Raw genomic sequence first — 12,698 nt, forward strand, 5'->3', positions numbered from 1 at the left:
GAGGAAATACAAATATTTAATGTATATGTTTTAGAGAGAAAAACAAAAACAATATGTTATTAATTATCTTAATATTTATTCCTTTTGTTTTTGGACTGTTATGTTGGCAATCAGAACGTATTGGATATTGGGTACCGCGTTGGGTTGCTTTATCTGGGATGAGCATAACATTCATTACTACTGTTTTTTTATGGCAGTATGAGTGCCATAATCTATTAAATGTGCATCCAACAGAACATGTGTTTCCTAAATGGCAATTAGAATACATATATCCTTGGATCCCAAGATTTGGAATTAGCGTGCATTTAGCGTTAGATGGATTTTCTTTGTTGATGGTAACATTAACTGGATTTTTAGGATGCATGGCAGTGTTATGTTCTTGGTGTGAGATTCAGCGTTATCACGGTCTTTTTTATCTTAATTTATTGTGGATTTTAGGTGGAGTTATTGGTGTTTTTTTATCAATTGATATGCTTTTGTTCTTTTTTTTCTGGGAAATAATGCTTATTCCAATGTATTTTTTGATATCTTTATGGGGACACAAAGAGGTTAATAGAAGCGGTCGTATTAATACTGCTATTAAATTTTTTGTTTATACTCAATTTAGCGGATTATTTATGTTAATTTCTATTATTACTCTTGTTTCTATATATCATGATATACATGGTGTGTGGTCGTTTAATTATCAAGATTTATTGAATATGTTGCTGCCAGTGAATACGGAATATTTAATTATGTTGGGGTTTTTTTTTGCTTTTGCAGTAAAAATGCCAATCGTTCCTTTTCATGTTTGGTTGCCTGATGTTCATAGCCAAGCTCCTACTGCTGGGTCAGTAGATTTAGCAGGAATTTTATTAAAAACAGCGGCTTATGGATTTTTCCGATTTGTTTTACCGTTATTTCCTTGTGCTTCAAAAGCTTTTGCCCCAATTGCTATGTGTTTGGGTCTGGTAAATATTTTTTATGGAGCTTTTATGGCATTCGCACAAACTGATGTTAAACGTTTAATTGCGTATACTAGTATATCTCATATGGGATTTGTATTGATCGCAATTTATAGTGGTACTCACTTATCATATCAGGGTGCTGTGATACAAATGATTTCTCATAGTTTATCTGTTTCTGGAATGTTTATAATTTGTGGTCAATTATACGAGCGAACACGTACTCGAGATATGCGTTTGATGGGAGGGTTATGGAGTCGCATGCATTTAATTCCTGCTTTTTCTTTATGTTTCGCAGTAGCAACACTTGGATTACCCGGTACTGGAAATTTTATAGGAGAAGTAACGATTTTGTTTGGTAATTTTCAATCAGCACCTATAATTACAATAATAGCTTGTTTTGGGATAATATTATCATCAATTTATTCTCTTATTTTAATGCAACGTATATATTATGGTCCAATATTGGTTCCCAGAGTTACTAAAAGCAGGTTATTAAGAAATATGACACTACGGGAAAAGAATATTATTATAACGTTGTTATTATGTATTTTTTTAATTGGTTTTTTTCCGCAATATATTTTGAATGTTTCATATACGACAATGCACAATCTTTGTATTTTGTTAAAAGAATATAACTGTTCAATGTGATTACATTATAACGATAATAGGATCTTAATTTATTATGCTAATAACTTGGACACAAATAATTCTATTGCTGCCTGTATTAATTATTGGAATGACAACAGTCATTATTATGTTATCTATTGCATATCGTCGTAATTTATTTTTACATACCTCATTAACAATATTCGGATTTAGTTTAGCAATTATATCGATTGGATTGGTATGGGATCAAAGAGCTCAAAACGTTTTTCAATTAATGTGTGTTGATGATTTTTCTATATTATACATAATATTGGTATTAGTTTCTGGTTTATCAAGCTCCGTATTGGCTTATAAATGGTTGTTAATTTATCCGAGTAATAATCGTGATGAGTTTTATTTATTATTACTTATTTCTAGTATTGGTGGTATTTTATTGGCAACTGCGAATCATTTAGTAATATTATTTTTAGGAATGGAACTGATTTCATTGCCGTTATTTGGGTTGATAGGTTATTCTTTTTTTAAAAAATTTTCTTTAGAAGCAAGTATTAAATATATTATATTATCTGGAGTATCTTCATCATTTATATTATTTGGTATAGCATTGATATATGCTGCAACTGGTTTTTTGTCTTTTACTAGTATTAATCAATTGTTACGTTTACATATTATTGCGTCGAATCAATCTATACTTATGTCAACCATAGGACTAGGTATGATGATGGTTGGGTTCGGATTTAAATTGTCATTAGTTCCTTTTCATTTATGGACTCCTGATGTATATCAAGGAGCGCCATCTTCAATATCATTGTATCTGACAACTAGCAGTAAAATAGCTGTAATATCTGTATTAATACGATTATTGATGGTGTTTCCTAATCAGTATAATAAGGTATTTTGTGTATTTTTATCAGGTATTGCATGTTGTTCAGCGTTATTTGGTAATTTAATGGCTATTAAACAAGATAATATTAAGCGGGTTTTAGCTTATTCTTCAATTGCACATACAGGTTATGTTTTGATTGGTGTAATTGCGATACTACAGGTCAACCCCATTGCTTTGGAAACTATTGGTATTTATCTTACAAGTTACGTGCTGACTAGTATTGGCGCATTTGGTATTATCAGTATAATGTCGTTTTTTTATGCCAATGAGGACACAGACGTAGATTCTTTATTTGTATATCGTGGTCTTTTTTGGCATCAGCCAATGTTATCGGTATTATTTACGATTATTATATTGTCTCTAGCAGGTATACCTATGACATTAGGTTTCATTGGGAAATTTTATTTGTTTTTTTTGGGAATAGACAGTAAATTATGGTGGCTTACTATTTTTATATCAATGAGTAGTGTTATTAGTATATTTTATTATTTAAGAGTTATAATAAATTTATATCTTAGTCCTACAAATCGTTTAAATATCAACTCTGATTCTTTATCTAGTTGGAGTGTTACTCCTGATGGGATAATAGTGATTATAGTATCTTTTTCTATATTATTTTTAGGATTATACCCAAAGCCTTTGATTTATTTTGTGCATTTAATATACCCACCGGTAGTTTAATTGCAATCCAAATGTAATTGGACGATTTTGATTTATATTTTAAATTATTTAACGAATGATTTTATGAGTTTATGAATTTATAATAATGTCGTTTAAGACACATATTACAGTAGTTTTAATATAATATGTTCTATAGGAACGCAGCAGCATATTAAAATTTCATTAGAACGAATAGAACCTAAAGGTTCTGTGTAATATTGTACTTTTCCTCTTATTAATAAGGCACGGCAACTTCCACAGTAACCCGATCGACATTGATAATTTAATGATGGTATATGATGCATTTCCAATGCTTCTAATAAGGAACGATATGTTCTGTTATTATGCACAAATTGTATATTTAAATATTTTTTTTGAAGAAAAAATATTTTACAATTGAAAATCATGAAATTCATTTTCGTCAATATTAGGATCTATTTGACCTACTAGATAAGAACTGGCTTCTACTTCTTGTGGTGCCACTTGAACATTATCTGATGACAACCAAGAATTAATCCAGGGTATCACATTAGATTTGGTGTTAAAGGGTGTTCCTAGCCCGATTGCTTGCATACGTATATTGGTAATATATTCAATGTATTGACAAAGTATATCTTTATTTAAACCTATCATAGAGCCATCTTTAAATAAATAGTTAGCCCAATTTTTTTCTTGTTCTGCAGCCATTAAAAATAGCGCATAACTTTCTTTTTGGCATTCTGTACTGATATCGGCCATTTCTGGATCATCTGACCCAGAGCGCATTAAGTTTAAAATATGTTGAGTAGCGTTTAAATGCAAAGCTTCGTCACGTGCTATAAGTCGTATAATTTTTGCATTACCTTCCATGAGTTTTCGTTCAGCAAATGCAAAAGAACAGGCGAAGCTGACATAAAAACGAATAGCTTCTAGCACGTTAACGCTAATTAAACATAAATATAATTTCTTTTTAAGTTCATGTAAGTTTACTGCGACAGTGTTATTATTGATTCGATGAATACCGGGGCCTAAGATATGATAATAACTGGTTAATTCAATTAAATTATCATAGTATGTCGAAATATCTTTAGCACGTTTTAGAATTTCTTTGTTGCTGATAATATCATCAAATATCAAAGATGGATGATTAACAATATTACGAATAATATGGGTGTAGGAACGGGAGTGGATGGTTTCGAAAAATGACCAAGTTTCTACCCAAATTTCCAGTTCTGGTATAGAAATTAATGGTAGTAATGCAATATTAGGACTGCGTCCTTGAATAGAATCCAATAAAGTTTGGTATTTTAAATTGCTAATAAAAATGTGTTTTTCATGATCTGGTAATGATTGAAAATCTATACGATCTTTAGAAATATCTATTTCTTCTGGACGCCAAAAGAACGAAAGTTGTTTTTCAATTAATTTTTCAAAAATGGAATGTTTTTGTTGATCAAATCGAGCGATATTTACTGGTTGTCCTAAAAACATTGGTTCGAGCAGTTGATTATTTTTATTTTGAGAAAAAGTTGTATAAATCATTGTTATTCCTTTTTTAAAAGTAAATATAAATATGTGGGGTTTTAGTAAATAGTAGTTGCTTTTCTAAATTGTACAAGCATCACTTGTACAAATATTTGATTGGTTATGTGGTAGTGTTTTTTGTACATCTTGAGCTCCATCACGGGTGTTATGATAGTATAATGTTTTAATACCAAGTCTGTATGCGTATAATAAATCTGAAAGTAGCTGTTTCATAGGCACTTTGTGTTCTGGAAATCGAGAGGGATCGTAATTAGTATTAGTTGAAATAGATTGGTCAATGAATTTTTGCATAATTCCTACTAATTGTAGATATCCCCGATTATCCGGTATTTGCCATAATAATTCATAATCAGATTTTAGTTTAATAAATTCAGGTACCACTTGACGCAAAATTCCGTCTTTTGAAGCTTTTATGCTAATGTAACCTCTGGGAGGTTCTATGCCATTGGTAGCATTAGAAATTTGTGACGAAGTTTCTGATGGCATTAATGCAGATAATGTAGAATTTCGTAATCCATATTTTTTAATCTTAACACGTAAATCTTCCCAGTTATAATGTAATGGTTCATTAATAAATGAATTCAGTTCTGTTTTATATGTATCAATAGGTAGGATTCCTTTTGAATATGAAGTATCGTCAAACCACTCGCAAGATCCTTTTTCTTGAGCCAAATTGTTAGATGCTCTTAATAAATAGTATTGAATAGCTTCGAAAGTACGATGCGTTAGTTTATTAGCACTACCATCTGAATAACGTACCCCATGTTTAGCAAGATAATAAGCATAATTAATTACTCCAATTCCTAAAGAACGTCTTCTTACAGCACTACGTTGCGCAGCAGGAATAGGATAATGTTGATAATCTAATAAAGCGTCAAGAGCTCGTACTATTAAAGTAGAAAGTTCAGATAAGTCATCAAGATTTTCAATGTTACCAAGATTAAAAGCAGATAATGTACATAAAGCAATTTCACCATTATGGTCATTAATGTTATTTAAAGGTTTGGTTGGTAAAGTGATTTCCAAGCATAAATTGGATTGACGAACTGGAGCGGCAATACTATCAAAAGCACTATGAGTATTACAGTGATCTGTATGTTGAATATAGATTCTTCCAGTAGAAGCTCGCTCTTGCATCATTAAAGAAAACAATTCTATTGCTTTAATTTTTCGATGTCTAATATTACGATCATTTTCATATGTGTTATATAAGTGTTCGAATTCATTTTGATTATTAAAAAAAGCTTCATATAATCCTGGCACATCAGATGGGCTAAATAGTGTAATATATTTTCCTTCAATAAGACGTTGGTACATTAATTTATTAATTTGTACGCCATAATCTAAATGACGTATTCGGTTGGAATCGATTCCGCGATTATTTTTTAAAACAAGTAAATTTTCTATTTCTAAATGCCAAATAGGATAAAATAGTGTGGCCGCTCCTCCACGTACGCCTCCCTGAGAGCATGATTTTACTGCTGTTTGAAAATGTTTATAGAATGGGATACATCCGGTGTGGAATGCTTCTCCGTTACGTATTGGGCTGCCTAATGCTCTAATGCGTCCAGCGTTAATGCCTATTCCAGCACGTTGCGCAACATATTTTACAATAGAACTGGATGTTGCATTGATAGAATCAAGACTATCATCACATTCGATTAATACACAAGAACTAAATTGGCGTGTTGGTGTGCGTACTCCAGACATAATAGGTGTTGCTAAAGAAATTTTAAAAGTTGATATCGCATTGTAAAATTGTTGAATGTAATGCATCCGAGTTTTTTTAGGATATTTAGAAAATAAACAGGCTGCAGTTAGTATATATAAAAACTGAGCACTTTCATAAATTTCTCCGGTTACTCTATTTTGTACTAAGTATTTACCTTCTAATTGTTTGACAGCAGCATATGAAAAATTCATGTCCCGCCAATGATCAACAAATGTATCCATTTGGTTAAACTCTTCCGCATTGTAATCATCTAGCAAATGTTGATCGTATTTACCAATTTTTGTTAATCGTAACACATGATTATATAGTTTTGGTGGTTCAAATTGACCGTAAGCTTTTTTACGTAAATGAAATACCGCTAAACGTGCTGCTAAATATTGATAGTCTGGTTCTTCTTCAGAAATCAAGTCTGCTGCTGCTTTTATGATTGTTTCTTGAATATCGGAAGTTTTTATTCCATTATAAAATTGTATGTGGGAACGCAATTCTACTTGTGAAACAGAGACTTGCTCTAAGCCTTTGGCGGCCCAATTAATAACTCGGTGAATTTTGTCAAGATTAATAGGTTCGTGATGACCGTTTCGTTTAGTAACTAGTAGAGTTTGGTTCATATAAATGTATACCCTTTGTGTAATATTAATAATATTAGGCCACAGTAATTTGTGATGAATAAATTATGGCTCAGACTCGTGATAATTTGATGAATTAATAATGACATCATAATTTTTATGTATAAAATAGTAATTAATTAAATAGTAATACAGGTGGAAAAAATTGCATGGTTCTTATTTGGCATAAATATTCTAAGTGTCTATACATAGTAATCATGCCGTACCGTCTTATTATTTTAATATAATTGAACAATTGGATTATGTCTTTAATATTATATTGATCATATTAAAAAAAATTATTCTTATAATAGTAAATGTTTATTATTTATTAATTTGTAATCACTCTATATTATATAGAGTGATTACTTTTTAGTTTAGCATGTAAGATATAGTTTGTATTGAGGTTATGTATTAAGGCGCATTTATGCGTGCAGGGATTATAGCATAATCCGGTGATGTTTTGTTCTTCTAAAATGGTAGAGTCAATCCATTCTAGTAATTCAGATGGGGTAATAAATTTATTAAAATTATGAGTGCCTTTTGGAATAATGCGAAAAATATATTCAGCGCCTATTATAACGAGCAGCCATGATTTAAATGTACGATTTAATGTGGAAAAAAATACTGATCCATCTATCTTAATCATGGTAGAGCAAGCATGAACAATTGATGAGGGACACGGTACATGCTCTAAAACTTCCATACAGGTTACTACATCGTAGTGATTAGCATGTTTTAAGGCATGGTTTTCTATTGTTTCTTGTATGTAATGAATATTTAAACCTTGATGTAAGGCATGTGATTTTGCAACTTCTAAAGCGGAAGCATTGATATCTAACCCAACGACTTTTGCGCCTGCTTGCGCCATACTTTCTGACAAAATACCCCCACCGCAGCCAATATCTAATATTTTTTTTCCAAATAGTCCATTACTGTGCTCAATAATATAATTAAAGCGTGTCGAATTAATGTGATGCAATGGTTTAAATGTATTAAAAGGACCCCACCATTGTGATGTGGATGTTTTGAATTTATCGATTTCTTTTTTATTCATATTCTTTTGATTTTCTGTAAGTTCATCAATAATTGTGTCTTTCATGTTAAGATCTTCTTAAAATAAGAAAATAGGAATGCTATAGATTTGAATGTTAGTATGTAGATTATTTACAACTATTAGTTCATTGAAATATGGTTATGAACTGATTTATATATAACATGATAAATGTATTTATCTTTGTAGAGTAATTTAAATATTACTAAAACAGTTTATATTATAGTTTAATAGATTATTTAAACAATTTTTTAATATATATATGAATTCAAAATAAATAGAGGATATAAATGCATGAATGATTTTGCTAAAGAAATCACACAAATTAACATAGAAGAAGAATTAACGCATTCTTATTTAGATTATGCTATGTCAGTGATCGTTGGGCGTGCATTGCCAGATGTTCGAGATGGATTAAAACCTGTGCATCGTCGTATATTATTTGCCATGCAAGTACTTGGGAATTGTTGGAATAGAAATTATAAAAAATCAGCTAGAGTAGTAGGCGATGTTATTGGAAAATATCATCCTCATGGGGATACCGCAGTATATGAAACTATAGTGCGCATGGCACAACCTTTTTTAATGCGCTATGCTTTAGTAGATGGACAGGGTAATTTTGGTTCAGTAGATGGTGATCCAGCGGCGGCTATGCGTTATACTGAAGTACGTATGTCTAAAATAGCAAATGAATTATTGTTAGATTTAGACAAAGAAACTGTTGATTATGAACTGAATTATGATGGCACTGAAAGTATTCCAGGAATACTGCCTGCTAGAATTCCAAATCTTTTGGTTAATGGTTCTTCTGGTATTGCTGTAGGAATGGCTACTAATATCCCTCCTCACAATCTTTCTGAGGTAATTAATGGATGTTTGGCGTTTATAGATAATGAGGATATTACTATTGAAGGATTAATGAAATATATTCCAGGCCCAGATTTTCCTACTGCTGCTATTATTAATGATAGCGGTGGTCTGAAAGAAGCATATAGTACCGGACGAGGTAAAATTTATATTCGGGCCCGATCGGAAATTGAAACTGATGTTAAAAGTGGTCGTGAATCTATCGTAATATATGAAATTCCTTATCAAGTTAATAAGGCTCGATTGTTAGAAAAGATCGCGGAATTAGCAAAATTAAAACGCATTGAGGGAATATATAATTTGCGTGATGAATCTGATAAGGACGGTATGCGGATAGTTGTTGAAATTAAACGTGATGCTATTAGTGAGGTAATTTTAAATAATTTATATTCTTTAACTGCGTTACAAACTTCATTCGGCATTAATATGGTAGCATTACATCAAGGACAACCAAAAATTATGTCATTAAAAGACATTTTATCTGCTTTTGTATGTCATCGTCGCGCAGTGGTAATACGTCGTGTTACTTTTGAATTAAAGAAAGCTCGTAATCGCATTCATATTTTAGAGGGGTTAGCGATTGCATTATTTAATATTGATTCAGTTATTAACCTTATCCGTCAATCTAATAGTTCTGTGGAAGCTAGTTCTGTTTTAATATCTTCGTCATGGAATATAGGCAATGGCTTTGATATAAAACAAAGAACTTTTATTAACTTGATGAAATCTGAAGGGTCAGAAGTAAAGAATGTTGTTCACAATAATCAATATTATCTTACCAAGAATCAAGTACAAGCTATTTTAGATTTAAAATTACATAAACTTACTACTTTGGAGTATGAAAAATTATTAAAAGAATATAGCAGTTTGTTAGAAAAAATAGAAAATTTAGTCTCTATCTTAAAAGATCCTAAATGCCTTATGAAGGTAATTCGTCAAGAACTATTGATGATACAAGAAGAATATAATGATTCTCGTCGTACTGAAATTAGTAGCAATATTGAAAATATTAATGTTGAAAATTTAATTAATCAAAAAGATGTGGTAGTAACTTTATCATATCAAGGTTATGTTAAATATCAACCATTAACAGATTATGAGGCGCAAAAACGAGGAGGAAAAGGAAAGTTAGCAACACGAATTAAGGAAGAAGATTTTATTACGCGATTACTAATAGCTAATACTCATGATACGGTTTTGTTATTTTCTAATTATGGGCGTATATATTGGATGAAAGTCTATCGATTACCTGCAGCTAGTCGTGGATCACGAGGTAAACCAATTATTAACCTGTTGCCATTAGATGTGAATGAACGAATTACTGCTATTTTACCAATTCAAAACTATACAACAGGACATCAAGTATTTATGGCGACTAGTAGTGGAGTTGTAAAAAAAACACCGCTTACCGAGTTTAGTCGGCCACGTAATGTTGGTATTATTGCATTGAATCTTAATGATGGGGATGAATTAATTGGAGCCGATGTAACCGATGGCAGTAATGAGGTAATGTTGTTTACTGCTTACGGAAAAGTTGTACGATTTAAAGAAACACAGGTGCGAAGTGTAGGTCGCTCGGCGATCGGCGTAAAAGGTATTCATTTATTACAAGGTGATCGCGTAGTATCTTTAATTATACCAAAAGACAAGAGTTCTATTCTTACTGTTACTCGAAATGGTTTCGGAAAGCGTACTAATCAATCAGAATATCCGATTAAGTCTCGCGCGACTCAAGGTGTGATTTCTATTAAGGTTACTGAGCGAAATGGTAATGTAATTGGTGCTGTGCAAGTAAATCAATCTGATCAAATAGTAATGATCACTGACTCAGGCCGATTAGTACGCACTCGTGTTTCTGAAGTTAATATTATTAGACGTAATACTCAAGGAGTTATGTTAATTCGTACAGCATGTGATGAATGTGTAGTTGGGTTACAGTGTGTTGTGGAGTCAGTAGAAAATTAAAATTGTTTTATTTAACTCAGTATCGAAGAGAATTTATCGTTATTAACTGTTGGTTTTAATAATGAAATTTTATTCAATAATATGAGATTTTTGTGTCTGTGAAATTAATATTGTATTTTCTGTTGTTTATTCATGTTTTTAATATTTATTATGTTAATATATAGTATACAATAATTATTTCTAATATAATTATAAAAAATGATTACTATGATTTTTAAAATAGTTAATTGGAGTAGTGATTATTTAAGTTGAGGAAATGTAACAAACATGCAATATTATATTATAATACGATCATTCTATTATTGATATTTAACATTATGATCATAAGTAATATGATATTCAATGAAAGGAATTGTTAGATATATATATATTGAATGAGAAATCGTTGTGTAATTAGATAGCAAATAATATAGATAGAGAGAAACATGGGGTTTTTTATGTTTTATGCGTAGGATTTTTGTGTGTATTGTTTAAATATGAGTTGAATTTTGGAGAATTGTATTTTATATATATGCCGATATTGTTAATACAAATGTGAGCACAGTGGTCGGTTTATTATGTAATCACTCACTAATAATTAGAAATGGATTGATGCATATAAAGTGTTGATTTATTTTTGAAGAAAGTTAATGGGTGTTATTGAGTTGTTAAATAGTATTTTTTACTTACTATATGGTGAGGTATTGATATGAAATTACGGTGTTTTACTAGCCTGGTCGCAACTATGGTTATGGCAAGCACTGCCGTGGCTTCTGAAATTTACAATAAAGATGGAAATATATTAGATATGTTTGGTAGTCTTGTTGGAGGTCATTATTTTTCTAAAGATAATACTAAAAATGGGGATAATTCGTTTGTAAGATATGGTTTTTCTGGAACAACATATATTAATGACCAAATTGTTGGTTTTGGGATGTGGGAGCATGAAATTTCCCTAAAGAATACTGAAGGAACCATCGTAAATAATAATGATAAGGTGTTACTTGGCTATGCAGGAATAAAATTTGGAAATTTAGGAAGCATTGATTATGGAAGAAATTATGGAGTATTGTATGATGTGGGAGCATGGACAGATGTAACACCAGGATTTGGAGGAGATATATTGTTTGTAGATAATTTTTTATCTAATCGTAGTTCAAATGTGATTACATATCGTAATAAAAATTTTTTTGGTTTCGTGAATGGACTGGATTTTGCCTTACAATATCAAGGTAAGAATGATGTGAACAAAGCAACAGGTCGTACTTTAAAAACGGCTAACGGAGAAGGATACGGGGTGTCTGCATCTTACTCATTGGATAATGGGTTTGCTGCGTCCGTGGCTTACACTAATAATAAACGTATCACTGAACAAACTGCTTTAGATAGCAATCTTTGTTGCAATGATAATGCTGAAGCGTATTCTTTGGGCATAAAATATGATGGAAATGGTATGTATGTAGCAGCTGTTTATGGAGAGACTTATAATATGACTCCATTTGGTAGTTTCTGTGATAATCTTAATCCAGAATATATTTATGGCTTTATTAATAAAGCTAAGAATGTTGAATTAGTGGCCCAATATCAATTTAATTTTGGTTTACGTCCTTCTGTATCTTATTTGTATTCAAAAGCTAATGATGCGGAAAATGATGGCTACAGGAATTTTTTAAAAAAATGTGTTACAGTTGGAACAAGTTATGTTTTTAATAAAAATATTTGTACTACTATGGATTATAGAATTAATTTATTACATAAGGATAGTTTTACTAGTGCATCTCAGATTTGTACCGATAATGTTATTGCGTTGGGCGTAGCTTACGCATTTTAAAGATAGGTCAACATTAAATACTAAAACAGGCGAATTAAT

Annotated in this window: 8 protein-coding genes; 4 read left to right on the top strand and 4 right to left on the bottom strand. The window is 31.1% G+C overall.

Annotation, left to right across the window (positions count from 1 at the left end; all coding sequences use genetic code 11):
• Window positions 1-53 precede the first annotated feature (53 nt).
• Together nuoM and nuoN are read left to right on the top strand one after the other, a co-directional pair.
• Entirely contained in the window at window positions 54-1,595 is a 1,542-nt protein-coding gene (nuoM, locus tag M9396_RS03275; RefSeq protein WP_250256670.1) for an NADH-quinone oxidoreductase subunit M, read from the top strand.
• A 34-nt stretch (window positions 1,596-1,629) separates the two neighbouring features.
• Entirely contained in the window at window positions 1,630-3,120 is a 1,491-nt protein-coding gene (gene nuoN / locus M9396_RS03280) for an NADH-quinone oxidoreductase subunit NuoN (RefSeq protein WP_250256671.1), read from the top strand.
• A 104-nt stretch (window positions 3,121-3,224) separates the two neighbouring features.
• Here nuoN and yfaE read toward each other — a convergent pair whose 3' ends face one another.
• The 4 genes from yfaE to ubiG form a co-directional block, all read right to left on the bottom strand.
• Window positions 3,225-3,449 carry a class I ribonucleotide reductase maintenance protein YfaE gene (gene yfaE / locus M9396_RS03285; protein ID WP_250241328.1) on the bottom strand — a complete coding sequence of 75 codons (225 nt, stop codon included), beginning with the start codon at window positions 3,447-3,449 and terminating at the stop codon, window positions 3,225-3,227.
• Window positions 3,450-3,489: 40 nt separating this feature from the next.
• Window positions 3,490-4,620 (bottom strand): class Ia ribonucleoside-diphosphate reductase subunit beta, encoded by a 1,131-nt coding sequence (gene nrdB / locus M9396_RS03290; protein ID WP_250256672.1) that lies wholly within the window; start codon window positions 4,618-4,620, stop codon window positions 3,490-3,492.
• A gap of 63 nt (window positions 4,621-4,683) precedes the next feature.
• On the bottom strand, window positions 4,684-6,966 hold the full coding sequence (gene nrdA / locus M9396_RS03295) for a class 1a ribonucleoside-diphosphate reductase subunit alpha (RefSeq protein WP_250241324.1): 2,283 nt from the start codon (window positions 6,964-6,966) through the stop codon (window positions 4,684-4,686).
• Between the two features lie 349 nt (window positions 6,967-7,315).
• Window positions 7,316-8,065 carry a bifunctional 2-polyprenyl-6-hydroxyphenol methylase/3-demethylubiquinol 3-O-methyltransferase UbiG gene (gene ubiG, locus M9396_RS03300; RefSeq protein ID WP_250256673.1) on the bottom strand — a complete coding sequence of 250 codons (750 nt, stop codon included), beginning with the start codon at window positions 8,063-8,065 and terminating at the stop codon, window positions 7,316-7,318.
• Window positions 8,066-8,311: 246 nt separating this feature from the next.
• Here ubiG and gyrA point away from each other — a divergent pair, with 246 nt between their 5' ends.
• Window positions 8,312-10,849 (top strand): DNA gyrase subunit A, encoded by a 2,538-nt coding sequence (gyrA, locus tag M9396_RS03305; protein WP_250256674.1) that lies wholly within the window; start codon window positions 8,312-8,314, stop codon window positions 10,847-10,849.
• A 688-nt stretch (window positions 10,850-11,537) separates the two neighbouring features.
• Window positions 11,538-12,659 carry a porin gene (locus tag M9396_RS03310; protein ID WP_250256675.1) on the top strand — a complete coding sequence of 374 codons (1,122 nt, stop codon included), beginning with the start codon at window positions 11,538-11,540 and terminating at the stop codon, window positions 12,657-12,659.
• Window positions 12,660-12,698 lie beyond the last annotated feature (39 nt).

The sequence above is a fragment of the Blochmannia endosymbiont of Camponotus modoc genome (assembly GCF_023585785.1).
Lineage (GTDB): Bacteria > Pseudomonadota > Gammaproteobacteria > Enterobacterales > Enterobacteriaceae > Blochmanniella.